The sequence below is a fragment of the Nocardiopsis synnemataformans genome (genome assembly GCF_965343085.1).
Lineage (GTDB): Bacteria > Actinomycetota > Actinomycetes > Streptosporangiales > Streptosporangiaceae > Nocardiopsis > Nocardiopsis alborubida.
Map to the genome: position 1 here is coordinate 80,142 of NZ_CBDRFA010000005.1, position 20,985 is coordinate 101,126.

19 protein-coding genes, 1 pseudogene and 2 CRISPR repeat arrays are annotated in these 20,985 nt (G+C 71.6%); of the genes and pseudogenes, 7 read left to right on the forward strand and 13 right to left on the reverse strand.

Features of this window, described 5'->3' with window-relative positions:
* Window position 1: 1 nt before the first annotated feature.
* The 7 genes from ACSIH6_RS03990 to ACSIH6_RS04020 all read right to left on the reverse strand — a co-directional run bounded on the left by ACSIH6_RS03990 (window position 2) and on the right by ACSIH6_RS04020 (window position 8,614).
* Window positions 2-796 (reverse strand): replication-relaxation family protein, encoded by a 795-nt coding sequence (locus ACSIH6_RS03990; protein ID WP_435106681.1) that lies wholly within the window; start codon window positions 794-796, stop codon window positions 2-4.
* Window positions 796-3,081, reverse strand: a complete 2,286-nt coding sequence (locus ACSIH6_RS03995) for a type IV secretory system conjugative DNA transfer family protein (protein ID WP_435106683.1) — start codon at window positions 3,079-3,081, stop codon at window positions 796-798. Before ACSIH6_RS03995 ends, ACSIH6_RS03990 begins: the two co-directional genes overlap by 1 nt.
* Window positions 3,078-4,829: a VirB4 family type IV secretion system protein gene (locus tag ACSIH6_RS04000; protein WP_435106685.1), complete on the reverse strand. Its 1,752-nt coding sequence runs from the start codon at window positions 4,827-4,829 to the stop codon at window positions 3,078-3,080. The genes ACSIH6_RS03995 and ACSIH6_RS04000 overlap by 4 nt, the downstream gene beginning before the upstream one ends.
* Window positions 4,826-5,731 (reverse strand): PrgI family protein, encoded by a 906-nt coding sequence (locus ACSIH6_RS04005; protein WP_435106687.1) that lies wholly within the window; start codon window positions 5,729-5,731, stop codon window positions 4,826-4,828. The genes ACSIH6_RS04000 and ACSIH6_RS04005 overlap by 4 nt, the downstream gene beginning before the upstream one ends.
* A 26-nt stretch (window positions 5,732-5,757) precedes the next feature.
* On the reverse strand, window positions 5,758-7,398 hold the full coding sequence (locus ACSIH6_RS04010) for a TrbL/VirB6 family protein (protein WP_435106689.1): 1,641 nt from the start codon (window positions 7,396-7,398) through the stop codon (window positions 5,758-5,760).
* A complete protein-coding gene (locus ACSIH6_RS04015; protein WP_358169599.1) occupies window positions 7,398-7,760 on the reverse strand; it encodes a hypothetical protein in 363 nt (120 codons plus the stop codon). Before ACSIH6_RS04015 ends, ACSIH6_RS04010 begins: the two co-directional genes overlap by 1 nt.
* A 131-nt stretch (window positions 7,761-7,891) precedes the next feature.
* Window positions 7,892-8,614, reverse strand: coding sequence for a hypothetical protein (locus ACSIH6_RS04020; RefSeq protein WP_435106691.1), 723 nt, complete (start codon window positions 8,612-8,614; stop codon window positions 7,892-7,894).
* Window positions 8,615-8,999: 385 nt separating this feature from the next.
* Window positions 9,000-10,003: a CRISPR direct-repeat array (repeat unit 29 nt; unit sequence CGGTCCATCCCCGCGTGCGCGGGGCTCAC).
* Between the two features lie 967 nt (window positions 10,004-10,970).
* On the opposite strand from ACSIH6_RS04020, the gene ACSIH6_RS04025 reads away from it, so the two are divergent.
* Window positions 10,971-11,690 (forward strand): hypothetical protein, encoded by a 720-nt coding sequence (locus ACSIH6_RS04025; protein ID WP_435106693.1) that lies wholly within the window; start codon window positions 10,971-10,973, stop codon window positions 11,688-11,690.
* 8 nt (window positions 11,691-11,698) lie between these two features.
* On the opposite strand, the gene ACSIH6_RS04030 is transcribed toward ACSIH6_RS04025, so the two are convergent.
* Window positions 11,699-11,845 (reverse strand): hypothetical protein, encoded by a 147-nt coding sequence (locus ACSIH6_RS04030; protein WP_435106695.1) that lies wholly within the window; start codon window positions 11,843-11,845, stop codon window positions 11,699-11,701.
* A gap of 12 nt (window positions 11,846-11,857) precedes the next feature.
* Here ACSIH6_RS04030 and ACSIH6_RS04035 point away from each other — a divergent pair, with 12 nt between their 5' ends.
* From ACSIH6_RS04035 to ACSIH6_RS04060, 6 genes are all read left to right on the forward strand, one after another.
* On the forward strand, window positions 11,858-12,709 hold the full coding sequence (locus tag ACSIH6_RS04035; protein WP_435106697.1) for a hypothetical protein: 852 nt from the start codon (window positions 11,858-11,860) through the stop codon (window positions 12,707-12,709).
* 32 nt (window positions 12,710-12,741) lie between these two features.
* Window positions 12,742-13,302, forward strand: a complete 561-nt coding sequence (locus ACSIH6_RS04040; RefSeq protein ID WP_435106699.1) for a hypothetical protein — start codon at window positions 12,742-12,744, stop codon at window positions 13,300-13,302.
* A gap of 215 nt (window positions 13,303-13,517) precedes the next feature.
* Window positions 13,518-13,880: a PadR family transcriptional regulator gene (locus tag ACSIH6_RS04045; protein WP_435106701.1), complete on the forward strand. Its 363-nt coding sequence runs from the start codon at window positions 13,518-13,520 to the stop codon at window positions 13,878-13,880.
* A complete protein-coding gene (locus ACSIH6_RS04050; protein ID WP_435106703.1) occupies window positions 13,877-14,908 on the forward strand; it encodes a permease prefix domain 1-containing protein in 1,032 nt (343 codons plus the stop codon). The genes ACSIH6_RS04045 and ACSIH6_RS04050 overlap by 4 nt, the downstream gene beginning before the upstream one ends.
* Window positions 14,909-15,066: 158 nt before the next feature.
* Window positions 15,067-15,222 (forward strand): hypothetical protein, encoded by a 156-nt coding sequence (locus ACSIH6_RS04055; protein WP_435106705.1) that lies wholly within the window; start codon window positions 15,067-15,069, stop codon window positions 15,220-15,222.
* Window positions 15,223-15,342: 120 nt separating this feature from the next.
* Complete coding sequence (locus ACSIH6_RS04060; RefSeq protein ID WP_435106707.1) at window positions 15,343-16,245, forward strand: MerR family transcriptional regulator; 903 nt, start codon at window positions 15,343-15,345, stop codon at window positions 16,243-16,245.
* Window positions 16,246-16,274: 29 nt separating this feature from the next.
* A CRISPR array of direct repeats spans window positions 16,275-16,913; the repeat unit is 29 nt; unit sequence GGGACCATCCCCGCGTGCGCGGGGAGCAC.
* Window positions 16,914-16,993: 80 nt separating this feature from the next.
* On the opposite strand, the pseudogene cas2e reads toward ACSIH6_RS04060, so the two are convergent.
* From cas2e to cas7e, 5 genes and pseudogenes are all read right to left on the reverse strand, one after another.
* Window positions 16,994-17,335: pseudogene (gene cas2e, locus ACSIH6_RS04065) on the reverse strand (type I-E CRISPR-associated endoribonuclease Cas2e); the annotation flags it as partial.
* Window positions 17,332-18,303 (reverse strand): type I-E CRISPR-associated endonuclease Cas1e, encoded by a 972-nt coding sequence (gene cas1e / locus ACSIH6_RS04070; protein ID WP_435106709.1) that lies wholly within the window; start codon window positions 18,301-18,303, stop codon window positions 17,332-17,334. The gene cas1e and the pseudogene cas2e, both read right to left, overlap by 4 nt.
* A 3-nt stretch (window positions 18,304-18,306) precedes the next feature.
* Window positions 18,307-19,026 carry a type I-E CRISPR-associated protein Cas6/Cse3/CasE gene (gene cas6e, locus ACSIH6_RS04075; protein ID WP_435106711.1) on the reverse strand — a complete coding sequence of 240 codons (720 nt, stop codon included), beginning with the start codon at window positions 19,024-19,026 and terminating at the stop codon, window positions 18,307-18,309.
* A complete protein-coding gene (gene cas5e / locus ACSIH6_RS04080; RefSeq protein ID WP_435106713.1) occupies window positions 19,026-19,754 on the reverse strand; it encodes a type I-E CRISPR-associated protein Cas5/CasD in 729 nt (242 codons plus the stop codon). The genes cas6e and cas5e overlap by 1 nt, the downstream gene beginning before the upstream one ends.
* On the reverse strand, window positions 19,751-20,938 hold the full coding sequence (gene cas7e, locus ACSIH6_RS04085) for a type I-E CRISPR-associated protein Cas7/Cse4/CasC (protein WP_435106715.1): 1,188 nt from the start codon (window positions 20,936-20,938) through the stop codon (window positions 19,751-19,753). Before cas7e ends, cas5e begins: the two co-directional genes overlap by 4 nt.
* Window positions 20,939-20,985 lie beyond the last annotated feature (47 nt).

Here is a 20,985-nt window from a genome sequence, read left to right on the forward strand (position 1 = left end):
CTCAGGCGGGTTCAGCGAGTGCGACGAGCGGGCGGACCGCGCAGGTCGCATCGCCCGCTCGGCGCCAGACGGGACGGGTGGGGCCGAAACGGTTGAGCTGCTCCAGGGTGGTGACGTGGACCGGCACTTCCTCCCCGCCCGCGCCGAGGACGCGGCACAGCGAGGTGAGGCGCCTGGACGAGGCTGCGACGAACAGGACCGGGGAGCACAGGCCGGTCTCCTCGGCCAGGTCGCGGTAGCGGCTCACCTTCGCCGCGACGCGGAGAAGCGGCTCGCTGCCGGTGTCGTACTCCACGAAGGCGTCCAGGGTGGTTCCGCCCTGGCGCCAGCGCAGGTAGCCGTCGGGACGCACGTGGTGTCCCCAGGTCTCGCGGCACCGAGCCTCGGACCACCAGCGCTGGAGGGTCGCCCCCTGGGTGAGGCGCGCGCTGGCCGCGAAGCACACGTAGGTCTGCGCCAGGCCCGTCACGTGGCCGAGTTGCCGGGAAAGCATGAGGTTGCGGTGGGTCTCGGGCCGGTAGCCGATGTCGTCCACGGTGGTGTTCCAGCGGTCGGCGAGTACGTAGGCCCCCTCCCTGCCGAGGGTCCAGTGGTAGGGGACCCGGGCGTGCGTGTGGGGCGGCAGGAAGCGGTCGGTGAACCCGTCCGCGGCCAGCTTGAGCAGGCGGCGCTGCACGGCGCGGGCGCTGGCGCCGCAGAAGAACAGCGCGCCGACGTGCGGGGTGGTCAGGACGCGGTGGGTGTGCAGGGCCTGGAGGATGTGGACGTCGCGGTCGGTCAGGTCGGTGGTGCCCATCAGCGTGTTTCCCCTCGCTGTCGCGGATCGGTTCCCTGGGTGCGGTTCGGAGTCGGGCTGAAGCGGCGGGCGGCCCGGCGGACCTGGCGGGCGCGGCCCCGGACCGGGTCGGGCAGCGCCAGCGTGCGCATGGTGGCGGCGGGTAGCTCGGCGGCGCCGTGGAGGGTGCGCACCGCGGCCTGGTAGGGGCCCAGGTGGGACAGGTCGTAGGCGTTCAGGTGCGGGAGCGTGTGGCGTTCGAGCTTGGCGGCGTCGTCCGGGGCGGCGTTGAAGAACACCTTCGTGCGGCAGTTCGCCGCCACGGCGGCGCGGGTCGGGGCGGGCAGCTGGCCCAGTTCCTGGTGGGCGAGGACCAGCCCGGCGCGGTAGCCGCGGGCCTCGGCGAGCATGTCGGCCAGCGATCCCGGCAGGCGCAGGAAGTTCGCGGCCTCGTCCAGGTAGACGGTGGTGTCCGGGCGTCTGCGCTCGGGGACGTCGGTGCGGGCGGTGATGGCGTTCCAGGCGGCGGCCAGGGCGATGGTGCCGACGAGGGAGGCGGTGTCCTCCCCCAGGCGGCCCTTGGGCAGGCGCATGAGGACCAGGCCGCCGTGGTCGAGCAGGGCGGGCAGGTGGAGGGTGGAGGCGCCCGAGGCCAGGACGGCGGCGGCCCAGGGACGCAGCAGGATCGTGCGCAGCTTGTTCAGGACCGGGTCGGTGGCGGCGGCGCGCATCTGCGGGCTCTGGCGTTCGTACCAGCGCCAGAAGTCGCCGAGCGCTCCCGCGGCCCTGGCGGAGAGCAGCAGCCGGGCGCGCCAGGGGTCGTCGCCCAGCAGGCGCGGGATGTGTCCGAGGGTCAGGCCGGGGTCCTGGGCGCGGGCGAGGGTGAGCGTGCTGGCGCGCAGGATGTCCTCGGTGCGCGGGCCCCAGGAGTCGGCGTAGACCCGGTGGAAGATGCCGGTGACGGTGTCGGCGGCGTGCTCGGGGGTGCCGAGCTGGAGGATGTTGAGCCGGGGCGGCGGTGCGGGGTCGGCCGGGTCGAACACGACTGTCCGCCCGATCGCGCGTTTGGGCAGGCGGTCCAGGACGTCCAGGACCAGGTCGCCGCGCGGTTCGATGACCAGGGCGCTGCGTCCGGCCTCGGCGTCCTGGCAGATCATGCGGGCGAGCAGGGTGGACTTTCCCGATCCGGTCTTGCCCATGACGTGGGTGTGCTGGCGGGCCTCCTCGATCCCGTAGGCGACGGGTCGGCGCGCTCCGGCGTCGGTCTCGCCCAGAACGCGGACGCGGCCCGCGCGGGGCAGGTCGGGGCTGGGCGCGACGCGGCGGGCGCTGGCGCGGGTGAGGCCGGGGACGGCGGCGTCGGTGGGCAGGTGGGCGATCGCGGCGAGTTCGTCGGTGGTGAGCAGGTAGCCGCGGGCGAGGTGGCGGCGGCCCGTCCACAGGCCGGGGAAGGGCATCCACCGGCGGCTGAGCGCGTTGAGCCCGGAGGTGTAGGCGGCCAGGGTGGCGGCGATGCCGCGCGTGCGGACGCGCAGACGTCCGCGGGCCTGCTCTCCGGCGTGCTCGGTGGTGGCCAGGCAGCTGATCTGGCAGGTCAGGCGGGGCGCGGCGGACTTGTTGAGGATGGCGCGGACGTCGTCGGTGACACCCGGGTAGGCGGGTGTGCGCACGGTCGCCCCGGACAGGGGCGAGGTGTGCAAGCCGCGCAGGCGGGCGGCGGCGGAGCGGGCGCGTGCGGCCCTGGTCGCGGTGGCGGGGCGGGCGCACACGCGCAGGACCGCGTGCTGCCCGGGTGCGAGATCGGCGAGTTCGCCGAAGAGGCCGCGCAACGGGTCGTCGGCGAACTTGGCGCGCAGCGGGTAGTGGTCGCCGCGCGCCATGGTGATCCAGTGGCCGAAGGCGTGTTCGCCGCGCGGGACGGAGGCGGTGGCGGGTCTGAGGCTGGTGGTGGCGCCGGGCCAGGCGGCGGCCACGGCCCGCTCCAGCGCGCGGGCGTTGACGGTGCCCGGCATCCAGAGCTGGATGCGCACCCCCGCCGCGGAGGCGATGTACTCCCAGGCCAGGTGCGGCGGCAGGAGCCGGTGGGTCCAGCGCGGGCGCAGCAGGCCCAGGGCGTGGGCCCAGAACGCGCGGGCGTGGTCGACGGTGGCCTCGGGCGGCGCGTGGACCTCCAGGACCTTCGCGCCGCGCGACAGGTAGGCGGTGCGAACCAGGCGCCAGGCCAGCACCCAGGCCGTCCACGCGCACAGGGCGGGCACGGCCACCGCTGCCGCAGCGGCCAGGAACGCGAGGTCGACGGTGATCATCCGCGGCCCTCCTTCTCCATGCGGGCGAGTTCGGCGGGGTCGGTGGTGATCAGCCGGTGTTCCTCGGGTGAGGCCAGGGCGCGGAACACCGCCCGGTGGTGTCCGGAGGTGAGCAGCGCGCTGCCGCGTTCGGCGGTGGCGACGATCTGCCGTTCGCCGTGGGAGAGGTGGAAGGACTCGCACACGGCGTCGAGGTTCTGCGGGGCCTGGCGGAGCAGGATCTGGGTGGCGGCGTTGGCGGCCACCGCGCGTCCGAGGTCGGTGGCGAGCAGGTCGGCCACGTCCTGGGTGACGAGGGTGAGCCCGGCCCAGTGGCGGCGGGCGTTCTTGGCGAGGTTGAACAGGTACCTGGCGCCGACGGGGTCACGCAACAGCGACCAGCCCTCGTCGATGGTGATCAGCCGCGGTCGGCGGTGGGCGCTGTCGCGGACCTGGGACCACAGGGCGTCCAGGACCAGCAGGAGCCCGATGGTGCGCAGTTCGTCGGGCAGGTGGCGCAGCGAGACCACCGTGAGGTGGCCGGTGAGCGCGGCGGTGCTGGGGCCGTCGAACAGTCCCCGGTGGGAGCCGTCGGTGAAGGGCGCCAGCTTGTCGGCCAGCAGGTGTGCGGGCCGGGCGTGGTCGGCCCCGTCTCCGGTGCCGTTGTCGGTGCCGCGCAGGACGGCGACGAGGTCGGCCAGGATCGGCGGCGTGCGGTTCCAGGTGGCGGGGTCGCGTGTGATGCCGCATTCGGCGTAGGCGGCCAGCACCGCCCGGTCCAGGGCGGCGCTCTCGGCGGCGTCCAGGGCTCCGACCATGACCGAGACCAGGGTGTGCAGGAACAGGACCCTGGTGGTGAATGCCTCCTCCTCGGTCCCGGCCAGGTCGAAGGGGTTGAGGCGCCCGTCCGGCCGCCCCAGCCGCACGCGTCGGCCGCCCACCGCGTCGGCCATCGCCGCGTACTCGTCGGTGGGGTCGATGACGCTGGCGCGGACCCCCGCGTACAGGGCGCGCAGGAGTTCGAGCTTGGCGAGGTAGGACTTGCCGCTGCCGCTACGGGCCAGGATGACCGCGTTGCCGTTGTCCAGGTCGCCGTTGAACCGGTCCCAGGCGACCAGCCCGCCGGAGTGGACGTTCTCCCCGTAGACGACCGCGGTCTCCCCCAGCTCGGCGGCCAGGTCGGGTGAGGAGAGCGGCATGAGCGCGGCGACCGCGTCGGTGTCCATGGTCCGCGCCGCGCCCACCGGGTCGGTGCCCAGCGGCAGGGTGGCGATCCACCCGGCCAGGGGCCGGTAGGTGGCCGGGGCCAGGTCGACCAGGATCGAACCGGCCAGCGCGGACAGACGGCCCACCTCGGCGTCCAGCTCCTCCGGGGTGGCGGCGTGCACCGTCAGGTACACGGCGAGCCGGAACAGCCGCGCCTCCCCGCCCGCCACGCGTTCGGCCAGCAGGGCGGCGTCCTGCGCCGCGGCCGCGCGCTGGGGATCCTCCAGCCCGCCCCGGGTGGCGTCGGTCCGCCAGGCCGACTCCAGACGGGCTCGGCGTCGGCGCAACCGGTGCGCGGCCACCTGCCCGGGGACCGGAACGACGTGGACGGCGATGTCGACGTGTCCGGGGTAGGTGAGCAGCGGGTCGGCCCACCCGGCGTGGACGTCGTGCGGGTAGCCGGTGACGATCATGGTCTGGGCCAGGCGCCCGTCCAGGTCCAGGTGGCGCGGGTACAGGCGGACGGCGGGTCCGCCCGGGGGCCGTCGGACGCGTGCGGTCATCTCTCCTCCTGCGTGGTGGTCAGCGGCCGGGTTCCCGAGCCCGGGTTGAGGGAGGAGCGCAGCACGCGCTCGGCGGCGGGGCCCTCGCACAGGCGGGCGCGCACGCCGAGGGCGGCGAGCTGGGACACGGCGTCCTCCGCCCGCCACAGCAGCGCCTCCCCCACCTCGCGGACGGGGCCCTCAGCGGTCAGAACCAGCAGCACCTGGTGGTGGACGAGCTGGTGGCGGCGCTGGAGGTCGTCGAGGAAGGCCCCGTGCGCCAGGGCCGCGCGCCTGAGCCTGGGATGCGGGAGCGTTCGGGCCCGGTCGCGCGTCCCGCGTATGTGCGCGTCCAGGTCCGTCCGGCGGCGCTGGACGACGAACTGGGCGGGCTCGGTCAGGGAGTCCAGGAAGGCGGCGAAGCTGGCCAGGATCTGGTCCTGCTCCTGTCCGGAGGCCAGGTGGAAGGGCACGGTGGAGCAGGTCAGGACCACCGCGCACCGCTGCCCAAGGTCGACGGTGCCCTCACCGCCAACGGCCGAGACCGGAAGGTTCAGCGGCGCCAGGCGCGGTCCGCGAGCTGCTCGGGGTGCCCACCGGGGCAGGCGGACCCGCGGCGTCGCGGGCGCGCGGTGCTTGGCGTGCAGCAGCCAGAGCAAGGACAGCGCGGCGAGTCGGTCCAGGCCGATCCCGTCGCGTCGGCCGAGCGCGAGCACCCAGGACAGGGCGAGCACCAACGCGCTGACACCGACCGAGGCCCACAGCGGCAGGAAGCCCGCCAACGGTGAGAACAGCGCCCAGGTGGTGAGCGCGGCGGGGGTGAGCAGGAGCAGTTGGCGTGCGGTGAGGTTCCACAGGACGGGTTCGGGCCGGTCGATGTCGGCCGGGATGCGGGCGTGCCAGACGGAGTCCTCGTGGTCCACGGTCGGTTTCCCCTCTGTTGTGGTGATCAGGTGCGCCACGGGTTCCAGCGCCATCGCCAGCGCGGCCTGTTGCGGTGGGCTCCGGCTCCGCGGCTGCGCAGCGGCCAGCGCTTGGATGCGGGGCGTCCGCGCTCGTGCGGAACGCTGTCTCCCCGGTGCGGTGTCGGACGCGGGTGGTGGCGCGGCGCGGCTCCGTGCGGCCCACTCCGTGGCGGGGTGTGGCCCACGGGACGGGTGTGGTCGGTCCACGGCGGGTTCGTCCCGGGAGCGGGTGCGGGTTTCCGGTGCGGGTGGGGCTGTGGGTTCGGGCCGCGCGAACCGGTCCGTGGCGGCGTGCGGTTCTGCGGCTGGGTCTGGTCGGTCCACTCGGTCCACGGAGTCTTCGCCCCCGCTCGCGGTGCTGGCCTTCCGTCCGGGCGGTGGCCCGGCGGTCGCGTCCCCGAGGTGCGGGGCCCGTGCCCTGTAAGCGGTGTGCGTCCCGGACCGCTCTGCTCCCCTGGGCCCGAAGGCGCGGACAGCGGGGCCACGGAGCCGTGTCGGGTAGGCGGCATCGAGGTGTTCGGGGTCCCGAACCTCCAGGTCCGCACGCGGCGCGGCATCGCGGCGGGCTGGTGGACGGCCCTGGTCTGGCGGACGGTCCTGGCGTTGTTGACCGTCTGGAGCAGCGAACCCAGACGCCCCCGCGCCGCCCCGGTGGCCGCCGTGCCCGCGGCCGCGGTACCACCGGTCGCGACCGCCGCGGTGGTGAGCGCGGCCGCCCAGGTCAGGGACTTGGCCACGGACACCACCGGCGACCTGCCCCGCTGCCCCGACAGCACGGCCCGATAGGTCCAGAACGGGATGCGGATCTGGACGTAGACCAGGACCAGAAGCAGGAACAGGTCGAAGAGGTTCGCGTCCCCGCTCAGGATCTGCGCGGCCCCGAACAGCACCTGGGTGTCCCCCTCGAAGAACACCCGCATCAGCGCGACGAAGGCCAGTGCCTGGGCGATCGGGATCACGCACACGGCCGTCATCGCCCGCCACCACAGTTCGGCGATCCGGTTGGTCTGCGGCAGCGCGTGAAACATCAGCATCAACGGCGCGCCCACCGTCAGCAGGATCACGATGACGATCCGAACGATCTCGACGAGGGACCACACCACCAGCAGCACCACGAGCACCAGCAGAAGCAGCACGACGAACGCCGTCGCCTCCAGCAGGAAAGGCCCCACCCTCTCCGACAGGGCCCGCGCCGCCCTCTCCGCACTGACCCCGTCGGCCGCGAACGCCCAGGCGAGCTCCGACGACCAGTCCGACATCAGCCGCACCACGACCAGTGACAGGTTCGAGGCGACGAACCCCACCACCAGGCGGGGCAGGACCTCCCGCGCCCCGTACTGGGCCTGGAGGCTGTGGTGGGCCATGATGACCAGCCCCGCAGCCAAGATCAGCAGCGCGTAGGCCGTGTTGACCGCCGCTGACACGCCCTCCCACACACCGGTCACCCCGGGCGTGGGTTCAGGGGTGTGGAACGCCTTGGCCGCCATCCACCCGAAGAGCGGGTTGACCACGTCCGAGACCAGGCCGTGGAACCACGAGGTGATGTGGCAGGAGACCTCCAGGACCCCGCAGTCGAAGACCTCGGCGGGGTCCTGCTCGCCCTCCTCCGGTTCGGCCGGGGGCATCAGATGCCCTGCTCGTACTTCACGACGTAGTCCAGGGCCAGCAGCAGCACCTCGCCCACCAGGGCGACGAGGTAGCCGATGCAGGCTCCGTAGATGCCGCGCTTGGCCTTGTCGATCTCCCCGGGCTCGCCGCCCGCCACCATCCAGCGCACCCCGGAGACCGCGATGAAGAGCGTGGCCAGGGAGACGGCGAGCAGCTGCACCAGCCGGGTGATCCTCCTGACCACCTCCACCGCGTGCACCGCGTACAGGTAGGGGTCCTCGCCCTGGGCGGCGTGCAGCCCGGGGAGAACCAGTTCCGTCGGCGAGGCGGACAGCAGGAGCGGTCCCGCCCCGGCCAGCACACACCACGACATGCTCATCCCGCACCTTCCGAGACCGCTCCCCCGCGGCGCGTGCGCGGGGGAGGAAACGAGCGAATGGGACGCGTGGCGGCCCGCCCGTGACGTGGGCGGAGCCGCCGCAACACCCAGACCACGAACCGGGCCACGAGTCAGGCCACGAGCAGCAGATCCGCCCGGTCGGCGAGCTGGCGGGTGCGGATCGCCTCGGCCAGGCGCTCCTCGGCGCGGGATCGGCGCTTGGCCAGGCGCCAGTACGGCACACCCCGCTCCCGGGCGATCGTCGCTAGGGAGACGCCCTCCAGGCGGGTGCGGCCGATGATCTCGGCTTCGTCCGGGGTGATCACGTCGTGGCGGGCGGCCTGGCAGAGGACCATGTCCGGCGTTCCGGTCGGGACGATGGCGGTGACGGGCGGTTCGGCCATGAGGAGCGGCTGGCGCAGCGCCGCGGTCCGGGCCCGCATCCCCGCCCGCTGGGCGCGGCAGCGCAGCGCCCAGTGCAGACGGTGCCAGGCGGTGTCGGCCTCGTGCACGGCGTGGACGAAGCCCGCGAGGAGCTCTTCCTCCACCTCCTCGACGGTGCGGGGGTCCAGGCCCTGGCACAGGCGGCGGGCGCAGGTACGCAGCGCGGGCATGGCGAAACCGATCGCGGCGACCATCCACTCCTTCCGGTTCTGGGCACGGACGACCAGGGTCCGCCAGATGTCGTCACGCGAACGGCGGTCGGTGGTGCGGTCCAGGAGCGCGGCGCGCAGCTCGACCAGAGTGGTGGGAGGGGTGTCGGTGGCGGGAACGAGCTGCGCCGCGAGGTCGCCGACCTCCAGGTTGAGGAGCTGGAATTCCCTCTCGGCACGGTTGAGCGGTTCGGTCGTCATGGGTCTGTTCCCTTCGCGGGCCGTGTCGGTGATGACGCGGTCCACGAAAGGGAGCCGGGCTGACGGAGGGCGTGCGGAGGACCCACGGTCGGCGAGCAGAACGCGGGCGGGGTGCTGGCAGGGAGCTGACACGAGGCGTTCGGGTGCGGGGGCGGGGCGGGCGGGCCCTTCTCGGCGGCTGTCCGCTGACAGCACCGGCAACAGGCTCTGGCCAGGGATGACAGCGCTGGTAGGAGTGCTGACAGCGGGGACAGCAGGCCTTGTCAGCACCCACCTTGTCGAACCATGACCGAATTTCTGAGGGCGGCGCATGGGCGATGCGCTGACAAGGGCACCTCGTTCTCACCCTGGCTGGCGCCGCGTAGCCAGATGGCCGTTCTCGAAACAATGCACCTCCGCGTGCGCGGGGCTCACACCACCGGAAACCTCGGAGGGCGCCATGGGTTCGGTCCATCCCCGCGTGCGCGGGGCTCACGGATGAGCGCTTCGGAGACCGTCTCTGCCTGCGGTCCATCCCCGCGTGCGCGGGGCTCACGCCCCGGACGCGGACGTGCAGCTCTCGCGCTCCGGTCCATCCCCGCGTGCGCGGGGCTCACCACCTGCGCGACCCCGACACCGCCGCCCGCGCCGGTCCATCCCCGCGTGCGCGGGGCTCACGTCCGCGTTCGAGGGTCTGCTATTGGCGGTCGCGGTCCATCCCCGCGTGCGCGGGGCTCACCAGACGGAGCCATGCGAACACGGGCCCACCCCCGGTCCATCCCCGCGTGCGCGGGGCTCACCTCGTTCAGGGTCATCCCGGCGGACCAGGGGCCGGTCCATCCCCGCGTGCGCGGGGCTCACGACCGGATCGCCGGGTGGCTGGTGGACAACGACGGTCCATCCCCGCGTGCGCGGGGCTCACTCCCCCATGTGACTCACGACACAAGATCGAGACGGTCCATCCCCGCGTGCGCGGGGCTCACGGCCTGGGTGGCCATGATCAGGCAGATGCCGACCGGTCCATCCCCGCGTGCGCGGGGCTCACAGTGAGGGGGAGGAGGAGGCCGACCTCACGGACGGTCCATCCCCGCGTGCGCGGGGCTCACCCCGCCACCGAACTTGCCGCCCTGCTCGACACCGGTCCATCCCCGCGTGCGCGGGGCTCACCCAGCGGACGATGAGGAGCCCGCACCCGAACGCGGTCCATCCCCGCGTGCGCGGGGCTCACTAGGTGTGATCTCGGTCCGAATCCACGCGCACCGGTCCATCCCCGCGTGCGCGGGGCTCACTTATAGACGACGTTTCGGCGCTCGTCGTTTCCGGTCCATCCCCGCGTGCGCGGGGCTCACCGAGACTCCCGGAGCTTGCGCGCGGCGACCCCCGGTCCATCCCCGCGTGCGCGGGGCTCACGCTTAACGACCTGCGAAAACGCAGCCCGTTATCTCGCCGCAATCTACGTTGAAGGCGCGCCGACCACTCGGCTCCTGCTCAGTCCAAGTCCATCCTCACACAACGAACACACGGGATCCGCACTGACATCTCACTCCTCAAGAGCTCCAAAGAGCGCTGCCGGAAGCGCTGACAGCAGCACCAGCCATCACTGTCAGCACCCCCACGCCCGACCTCAGGCGCAGCGCTCCATGACCTGGTCGTAATGCCGCTGCCCGTGCGAAGCCGCACTAACCAGGACCGCAGGTGCACCCGACCCACGAGCTCCCCGTCGCGCACGGGCTCAAAGCGCAACATGTCAGCGCTCTTGTCAGCGTCGGCGTCGAAGCGGATGTCGATGTCAGTGGGCTGACCGCCAGTCAGCGGGTGCTCGGCGGCGAACCAGCGCACGGCATCGGCGTACATCGTGACGGTGTCGTCGCTCCTTTCTTTGGGGCGCAGGTGGAGCACGAGGGAGTCGACGTGGGTCCTCAGGGGGCCCGCGGCCAGGTTGCGCGGGCCTCGGCGGATGCGTCCGGTAGCCATAGGCGATACCTCGTCAAGCTCTCCAGCCGCGTGCGGCTGTCCGTGTTTCACGAGTTCACCCAGGTCAGACCATGTGAGAGCCAGCGAGGGGACTTGAGCCCCTCATCTACCACTGACAAGGCGACAACCCGCTGAGGTTTAATCACTGGGTTCGTGGTCGGATTCTGGTGTGGGCCAGGAACGCCTCCACCAACCCGGAACCCGCCTGAACGTCCCAGCGCTGGAGCTGGAATCCTGTCACCGGCAGCTACGTACGACTGACAAAATGTCAGCCATGCCACTTCCCTCTCCCCCGCCACACGAGCCCGCCCGGAACGATCCCTCCGCACAGGCGAACCAGGCTCCTCAGCCCGTCCCCGGCGCCCCGTATCCGTACCCCCAGACCCCCGACACGCAGGCCCCCGTGTACCCCCAGGACCCGTACCCGCAAGCTCCGTATCCTCAGGCCCAGTTCCAGTACCCGCAGGTCCCGCCCCCGCCCGTGCCCGCCATCGACGGGAAGGAACTGCGTCCCCGCGCACGCTGGTACTGGATCGGCGGGCTCACCATCCCGATTGGCGCGCTGGCCTCCTTCCTCGTCTTCCTCGGTCTTCTCCTCTCCGCGACCGCGGAGCCCGAGTTCATCGCCGAGTTCGAGGGCGGTAGCAGCGCCACCTTCCAGGTCGAGGAGGGGCAGGAGGGCCACTGGGGGCTGTACGTCGAGGGCGACGCCAACCGTTTCGCCTGCGAACTCGACACACCCGCGGGGCCCGGATCCGGGAACGACAACCTGGACACGGCGCCGCACTCCTACAGCGGCACGGCCTACGACAGCTGGCGGCTCACCGCCGAGCTGTCCACACCCGAACCCGGTGAGTACGTCCTTCGCTGCGACGACATCCACTCGGGCACCTACGGGATCGGCACGCTCGAACAGACCGCGTCCTCCGAGGCCAAGCTCGTTACCGGTGTCCTGATCCTGGTCGTCCTCGGCCCGTTGAGCTTCATCGCCGGAGTGGTCGTCCTCATCGTCACCGGGGTCCGGCGCGCCTCACACCGCACCCGGCTGGTCCGGGAGCGGATGCAGACCTTCGGCGCGCCGCAGCCCGCCAGCCCCGGCCCGCAGCCGGGTCCGATCCCTTAACCCGGGACTCAGCCCGAACGGCCGCCGCACGGGACCATCCCCGCGTGCGCGGGGAGCACCCGCACCGAGAACGCCGCGCCCCGGCGCACCGCCACCGGTGAGACGAACGCGAACGTGACCGAGATGGCGCCCATCCGGCCCAAGCGCGCCCGCATCCTTCCCGAGTCGTGACCGCACCGGACTTCCCGCCCTGCACCCGCTGCGGGCGCGTCCTGCGCTGGAGCCCCGTGACCTGGCCCGAGGGGCCGATCTGCGTGACCTGCCGAACCTGGGCCCTGGAGACCTACGGCACCTGCGCCTGCTGTAGGACTGAACGAATGGTCTCCGGCATCACAGCCGATGGCGAAGGGCGGCTCTGCACCGACTCCGCAGGCATCCCGGGCTGCTACATCTGCGGGCAAGAGGGCTGGATCCAACGCAAGGGCACCTGCTCGCGATGTGTGCTGACCGAACGGCTCGACGACCTCCTCGACGACGGCACCGGGACCACTCGGCCCGACCTGGCGCTCCTCTATGACGGGCTGCGCCAGGCCGAACGCCCCCGCACCCTGTTCACCTGGACAGGCAGGGAACACGTTCAGCGGCTTCTACGCCTGCTTGCCCGGGGCGAGGCCCCCCTCACCCATGAGGGGCTGAACCGGCTCTCCCCCCCGCGCTCGGTGGCCTATCTGCGCGACCTGCTCATGCACCACGGCGTCCTGCCCCGCCGCGACCGGCACCTGGTCTTCTTCGAGCTCTGGCTGGAGCAGTGGCTCGCCGCCATCAACGACCAGGCACCGGGAGCTGTTGGAGCGCTTCGCCTCCTGGGGCATCCTGCGCTCCCTCAGGACCGCCGCCAACCGCACAGGAGTGAGCGCCAGCCGGGACCGCAACGCCCGGCGCATGCTCCCGCAAGGCCAAGGAGTTCCTGGACCGGATCGATGAGCACGACACCGGCCTCGCCTTCTGCACGCAGGCCCACCTGGACGCCTGGCACGCCGAGGCGTTCCTCGCCCGCCGCCCCGCCCAGAAGTTCCTGAGCTGGGCCATGGCCCCGCACCTGATGCCATGTTTGAAGCTCCCGCACCGCGACACCGCGAACCCGGCACCCATCAGTCAGAACAGGCGCGTGACCCTGCTGCGCCGGGCGGCCGAGGACGAGGATCTGGACCTGCTGGTCCGGGTGGTCGTGGTGCTGGCGCTGCTGTTCGCCCCACCGCTCAGCCGGATTTGCCAGCTGACCCTGGACGACCTGGTCGAGGAGGACGGGCGGCTCAACATCCGGTTCGGCGACCCGCCGACCCCGATCCCCGAACCGTTCGCCGAGCTGTTACGGACCTTCGCCGTCCGACGACCGAACCTGACCACAGCGACCGACTCCGGAGCACGCCGGCTCTTCCCCGGACGCCGAGCAGGACGGCCGATGGACACCAGCACGCTCGCTGGCCGGATGCGCAAGAACGAGCTCCCGACCTTCCGCGGCCGCACCGCCGCCATCCGCCAGTTCGTTCTCCAGGCCCCGTCACCGGTCATCGCTCGGATGCTCGGCTACCACCCCGAACACATCACCGCGCTGGCCACCGAGGCGGGAAGCCCGTGGTCCCACTACGCCCCTGAGGACCACGCAGAGTGACTACATGCGGCGGACAGAGGCGAATACTGACTACTCGATCACCGGCCTCCACCAGAACCGCCCCCCGTCACCACGTCCGGATCCTTGCCAGCGCGGGTACCGCTCGGCGGACTCCTGGCGGGTGGCGGGAGGCGATCCCGACGCACCGGCAGCCCGGTCGAGGGCTTGTCGTACTACGGCAGACATAGTACGTTTGAGACACTAAAGAGCCAAGGATGAACAGGAGCGTTCTCATGATCAGCGCCGACGCCATCCGCGGCTACGTCGACCTCATGGTGCTCTCCCTGCTGCGCCACGGCCCGTCCTACGCCTACAAGCTCGCGCAGCGCATCACCGCGATCAGTGGCGGCGACTACGCCATCAAGCAGACCACCCTCTACTCGGCGGTGAAACGGCTCGAATCCAGCGGCCATGTCAGTTCATCCGCCGACATCGCGCCCTCCGGCAAAGCGCGCACCTACTACCGCATCACAGATATGGGCCTCGCCCACCTCGACGCCAAGATCGAGGAGTGGCACAGCACGAAGTCCGTCGTCGACAGATTCATCGACATAGCCAGCGAAGGAGACGCCCCGTGAACGTCGTCACCTCCTATCTGGACATGATGTTCAGCACCTACCCGCAGACTCCGCGCCTGCTCGAGGCCAAGGCCGAACTGCAAGGCATGATGGAGGACGCCTACACGACCCTCGTCGCCGAGGGCCACACCGAGAACGAGGCGGTCGGGCGCGTCATCCGCGACTTCGGCAGCCTCGAAGAGATCGCGCCGGTCCTCGGTATCACCTCCGACATCGCCCCGGCACCGGCCGCCGCTTCCGCGTCCGCCGCCGCTGACGCCGGAACGGCCCCCGCGCCCCCTCGGTACCCGCCCGTGACCCTCGCGGAAGCCCAGGACTACGCCGACGCGCAGCGCCGTACCCGCTTCCATGCCAGCGCAGCGGTCATGCTCTTCGTACTCTCACCCGCAGCATTGATCGCGTTTCCGGTCGCCGCGGAGTCCGGCGTGCTCGCCCTTGGCAACGCCACCGGGATGTTCATCGGAATCCTGGCGCTGCTCGTGCTGGTCGCTGTCGGGGTGATGCTGCTGGTCACCGCCTCGCGCGAGACGGCACCCCACAGACGCATCACGGAGGACCACTTCTCCGTCAACCCCGAAGTCACCCGCTGGGCCGAGGCGCTGGCCGGACGGAACAACCGCGGGCGCACCCGCGCCCTGCGGGTCGCGATCGCACTCTGGATCCTGGCCCCCCTGCCACTCATCGCCGTCGCGCTCTTCACGGACAGCTCACCCCAGGGCGACGTCTGGACCGTCATCGGTGTCGTGGTCGTACTCGCCATCGTCGCGGCCGGACTCGGGATACTACTGCCCCAGACCTGGGCGCACACCGTCGCCGGGCAACTCACCCGCGGCAGCGGCGGAGAGCGCAGCGTCGTCGGCGTGATCGCGGTGTTCTACTGGCCGTTCCTCGCCGCGATCTACCTCGCCTGGAGCCTCATCGGCAACGCCTGGGACGACTCATGGGTTGTGTGGCCCATCGGGGCGGTGCTCTTCGCCGGGATCGCAGCGGGCAGCCATGCGATCGCGAGCTATCGCAGGGCACGCTGACCCACCCTCTGGCGCACGACCGGCTGTGCGGGGAACGCCTGGACATGCTTCGTCTCCCCGGTCGGCACGGCCGTCGCACAGAGCGGAGTGCTCACCCGAGAACGCGGGGACCACTCACCGGAACACACCGATTCGACGACGACAGGAAGGTCAGCGTAATGGCACAGCCCCTTGAGCGAATCCAGGACGCCTTGAGCGACCGGCAGAGCCCCGCGGAGAGGGACAAGCTCGTGCGACGCCTGCCGCCCGACAGCGGCCTGGACGCGATCGGTGTGCGGATGCCCCAGCAGGAAACGACGGCCCTGCGGTCATGACGGAGGAAGGGCGCGTTTCCTGGCATTGGCGCGGGGCGGTGTGTATGGGGTTGCACCTTCCGTAGCGGCATGTGGTTCGGTGGACCTACGTCCCGATCCCTTGAGGAAAGGTCCCTGCTCGTGTATTCGTCCTTCATGCCACCCCGCCAGGTCAAGATCGGTGACGCGGCGGCCTTCGCCGGCACCACGCCACGGGCGATCCGTCATTACCACGAGATCGGGCTGCTCCCCGAGCCTGAGCGGGGCGGCGATGGCCGTCGCCGCTACGGGTACGAGGACATGATCCGCCTGCTGTGGGTTCTCAGGATGGCCGACGCCGGGATCGCCCTGAACGACATCCGTGACGCCTTCACCACCGGCACGGCTTCCGCCGGCGCCGACAGCGCAGACGGTATCGCGGGCGTCCTGGAGCGGTTGGAGGAAACCCTCGCCGAGCAGGAGACAGAACTGGGGCGGCAACGGACCGCCGTGCAGCGGATGCGCACCGAAGGCAGCCGGATGGGCCTGCTCTCCGACTTCGTCACCGGCCGTCTCAAGAGCCTGCCCGAGGGCTCCCTGCGTCAGGCGGACCTGGACACTCTGCTGGTCACTGAGCGGATCTTCGGCCCGCTCGGCGCGGCCGTCCAGGCCACCCGCTTCATCGCCCTGGCCACGCATCCCACCCTGCGGGAGGACTCCGACCGCCTCGATGGCGCCGAGGAGGCACTCGACGACAGTGTCGCCGTCGATGATCCACGGGTGGCTCACGTGGCCGCCGAACGGCACGCCTTCGAAAACGCCCTGCAGGCCGTCATCGAGGAGTCCGGCCTGGAGAAGGAGGACGAGGCCCTCTTCGACGCCTGGGACATTTTGCACCCCCCTCCCACCGATGACGAGGGCAACTTCATCCCCGGCAGGCGGGAGGCAGGCTCCATGAGCGCGTTCGAAGCCGTCGGCAAGATGCCCTACGACTTCTCCCCGGCCCGCCAACGCTGCATGGAACTGTCCATAGAACTGTCCGTCCAGGACTCACCCGCTACCTGAAACACGGCTTAGAAGCGAACCTAGAGGCCGGGACCATCCCCGCGTGCGCGGGGAGCACGAGGGTGTGGTGGCGGCCACGGTCGAGCCGGAGGGACCATCCCCGCGTGCGCGGGGAGCACGCGAGCGCGTGGCCGGGGAACTCCCCGAACCAGGGACCATCCCCGCGTGCGCGGGGAGCACATCCACAGGCGGTCGTTCGGCACCCCGATCTGGGGACCATCCCCGCGTGCGCGGGGAGCACAAGGTTTGGGTGACGGGCATGGCGGGCGGGGTGGGACCATCCCCGCGTGCGCGGGGAGCACACCGCCGCCCGCGCCGACCTGGACGCGGCCGGGGGACCATCCCCGCGTGCGCGGGGAGCACGGGACCATCTATCGGGTCCTGAGCGCCGAGGCGGGACCATCCCCGCGTGCGCGGGGAGCACACCAACGTGGCCCCGCAGCTGCGCTACGAGGCGGGACCATCCCCGCGTGCGCGGGGAGCACCACCCCCGTGTACCGGTCCGGGTCCAAGGATCTGGACCATCCCCGCGTGCGCGGGGAGCACGCTAATCTGAATCACGGCACTACTTCCTTTCAGGGACCATCCCCGCGTGCGCGGGGAGCACTGTCCGGCGGCGAATTCAAGAAACGCCAAATCGGGACCATCCCCGCGTGCGCGGGGAGCACGGTCAATGACCTGCGAACTTACCAGTGGCAAGCAGTCGTTTTTCCAACTTCTTCAGAGACGGACACGCGCACCACAAATCACCAAAGCGCCGCCTCTTCGACGCCTTGCTCCACCCGCTCTTCGGAGGCCTTCTGTTCTCCTCCACCACCTTCTTGGGGCGGTGCATCAGAGTCAGCCCCTCGTGGTCCACCGGCTCCCAGTGGTGCTCGAAGGTCTGAAAGGTGAACCCCTGCTCGGAGTCATCGCTGTACGCCAGCAACGCCCTCCCGTTCCCCACGTACTCCTTCACCTCCGCCCACAGCGCCTCCCGGATCCGGCGCGACGGGTTGCCGATGAACACCCCCGCAGAGATCTCCATGAGCCACCGGGTCAGGAACCCGCGCAGCCCGGCCGGACAGTTCGTGAGCACGACGACCGTCACCAGACCACCTCGTCGGCATAGCTGTAACCCGACTCCAGCAGCTCACCCCGGTCGCCCACCAGGCCGACCGTGTCCGCCACGTCGTCGCCCGCACCCTCGGCCTCGCTCTGAGCCCCAACCGACCCATCACCGAGCAGCAGCGCCTTGATGTCGCGCACGCACCTCTCCAGCAGCCCCTCCTCGTTGATCCGGTCCCGCAGCAGCCTGCGCGTCACCCCGTCCACGTCCTCGTCCCCCTGCGCCGCCGCGTCGAAGGCCACGGGGATCCCGATCTCCACCTTGTACAGATCGGCCACGTCCATCACGAACCCGCGCTCGTGCCCCGAGTGCACGAACCCCAGCCCCGGACTGCACCCGAGCGCGGCCGTCACCGCGTGCGCGACCCCGTAGAAGCACTGCGCCGCCGCGGTGATCGCCTTGTTCGGCGGGTCCGAGACGTCGTGGTCGCCCGGCACGTACCGCCGCCCGCGCCAGGTGGCACCGGTCCGCGCCGCCTGCTCCCGGTAGCACGCCTTGACCCGGTCGCCCTCCTTGCCCAGCAGCGCCTGACGGCTCAGCGCCTCCACGTCCAGGTCCGGGAAGCGCATCCGGTACATCGCCCGCGCCACGTCGAGCCTGCTCCGCCGGTTCGCCCACGCCGTCGCCTGCGCCTCCACCAACCGGGAGGACCGCGTCAGCGCGCGCCCGGCCGCGTAGTAGCGCACCCCGTGCTCCCCCACCCACACCACTGTCGCCCCGCACTCGCCGAGCAGGCTCATCGCCGAGTGGGTCACGTTCGTCCCCGGCCCCAGCAGCAGCGTGCCGATGGTCGCGGACGGCAGATAGCGCGTCCCGTCCCCGTCCTCGGCGGTGATGGCGTTGGAGTCGCGGTGCACGATGCACCGCTCCAGGTACAGGAACGACAGCCGGTCGCCCACCCTCGTCAGCTCGCGCGGCCCCGAGGTCCTGCGCTTTCCCACGGTCCCCACGGCTCAGCCCACCGGCGCCAGGGTCATCAGCCCGCAGCCGTAGGCCTTGGCCCTGCCCAGTCCGGCGCACAGCGTGCGGCGCAGCGCGTCGGGATCGGTGACCGTCAGCCTGCCGTCGAAGGTCGCGGTGACCACGGGCACCTTCATCCGCTTGCCCCGCCGGTCCGGACGCGGATCCGCCTTGTCGAAGCCGCGCGCGTCGCGGTCGTGCACGACGAGTTCGTGCTCGTCCTGCCCCGGAAGGAGCTGCTGTTCGGCGGGCTTACGAACGACCTCGAAGCCGCACCGCTCCTGGCGCTGGAGCAGCCACCCCGCCTGGTGGCGCGGGGTGACGTGCGCGGTGAGCTTGGTGGGCTCTCCGTCCTTGCGGCGGATGCTGTGCACGGGGTTCGCGGTGAGCCGGAACGCCCACGTCTGTCCGGCCTCCAGCCTCTTCAGGAACCCGGTGTACTCGTGCGTCTGCCACGTGTTCGCGGGATCGGTCGGCCACCCGGCCTGCTCCACCACGTGGGTCAGGTCGGGCCGGTTCGGGCCCACCACGTACAGGAACACCTCGGCTCGGGCGTTGCGGTCCACCCGCCACAGCACCCGGGGGCCGTCCGTATCGCTGGGCAGCAGGTTCGCGTAGGAGCCCATCACGGCCGCGTGCACGGCCTGGGGCGAGGACAGCAGCCTCCTCGCTCCGGGACGGTGGGTGTTGAACCGGAATCGGGTGAGGTACATCAGCTTCCTCCCAGGGCGGCCATGGGGTCGTGGTCGGGGACCGGCTGGCGCCGCGCGAACGGGTTCGGCGCGTCAACCGAGTCGGTGCGCACCGCGCGCAGGGCGTAGCGGCGGTGCACCGGATCGAAGCTCAGCGGCAGGTCGCGCAGCGAGTCCGCCCGGCCGTCCCCGGGCTCCGCGTCCACCAGCGTGGTCAGTGGGATCTGCGCGTCCCGGCGCCTTCCCGTGCGCCGCCAGTACCAGTGGGCCGCTTGCCAGGGCTGGTCACGCAACGCCTCCTCGACGGTGCCCGCCACGGGTTCGCCCAGGTCGACGGGACGCGAGGGCGGGCACGAGCGCCTGCCGAGGTAGGGCAGGTAGACGGGGTTACGAACCGCCCGGTACAGCTCCGCGACCAGGCCCCGCTCCCCCTCCACCGCCGCGACGAACACGGCGTCGGACAGGTAGAAGCGCTCCGACACCGGCATGGACGTGTCCGTGTCCAGGTGTTTGGCGGTCTGGTAGTCGCGCACGCGGATTCCCGGCTGGTCCACCCGCACTCCGAAGCGCAGCGCCGCCAGGTCGGACAGGTCGGCGGTGCGGTCCCGGCCCAGGGCGGCAGCGAGCAGCCCGAGCACGCCGCTCTTGGTGGGGGCGTTCTCCGTGCCCCGGCGGGCGAACCGGGAGGCGGAGCCCCAGGCCTGGAGCGGGCCCGCCAGAACCAGGGGCAGGACGCTCACCGCACTCATGCCCGAGGCGCCTGGCGCTGGGCGACGGCCGCGCCGACCCGCTCGACCAGTTCGGGGAGGGTGACCTCGTCGCCCAGGCCGGAGAGCTTGGCGGTGCGCTCCCCCACCCGCACCACCCAGGTGTCGACGTCGTCGGCCGCCCCGAACGCCCGCTCCACCTGCGGCACGTACTCGGCCAGGCGCGCGCTGGCCTGGGCGACGTGTCCCGCACCCGCCTCCACCGGCTCCTCGAAGGCCCCCACGAAGCTGATCGGGCGCGCGCTGCGCAGCTTGACGACGACCGCGTCGGGCAGGGTGTGGTTGCCGAAGGTGTTGACCTTGCCGGTGGGCATCGACTCCACAAACCCGCGCACGAACGCCTCCACGGCCCGGCGCAACGGTTCGGTGACCGGCTCGTCCTCGCGCAGCCCCTCCCCCAGGTTCTTCCGCAGCAGGTCCACGTCCACGGCGGCGTAGCGGTACAGGGTGGCGGAGTTGAACTCGACGGTGCCGATCATGCCCGCGCCGGTCTCCTCCTCGGGGTTCCGGTCGTCCACGGCCGTGTAGTAGTCGGACTCGTTCTCCACGGCGTGCACGCTGAGGGCGTGCGCGACCTGGGCGGCGGCGTCCACGTTGACGTCGGCGCCGTCGGCGACCATGCGGCCGAACAGGGCGATGTCCACCGAGTGGCGGGTGTCGGCGACCGCCTTGGCCCGGGCCTTGTTGTCCTTGTCCTTGAGGAAGGCCTTGATGTCCTCGCGGCCCTCCACGGCGAGTGCGGCGAGGCCGTCGCGCTGGCGGGCGCTGAGGAACATCAGGTAGGCGGACTCGGGGGCGGGTTCCTGCTCACCCTTCTTCTTGGCGGCGTCGGCCTTGCGCTTGGGCACCTCGATCTTGGAGCCGGTGGCGACCTGGACGGTCTCGGCGGCCAGGGTCAGCGCCTCGGCCTCCTCGATGGAGGAGTCCAGGTCACGGATGCGGGAAGCGACCAGTTCAGCGACGCGTTTGGTGCGGGTGCCCAGTTCCTGGGGGTCGAGCAGAGCGTCGAAGGCCAGGCGGGTGGCGCGCTTCCAGGCCTGGCTGGAGACCCGAGACCGCTTGACCCCGCCGTAGACGGCGGTCTTGGGGGCGCCGGTGTCGTCGCGGTTGAGGTTGCTGGGAGGCACGGTCTGCAACACGTGCACGTCGAGAATGGTGCGGCTCATGGTGTTCCTCGTCTGGTTCGGTGCCCCGTCCATGACAGGCACGGGGA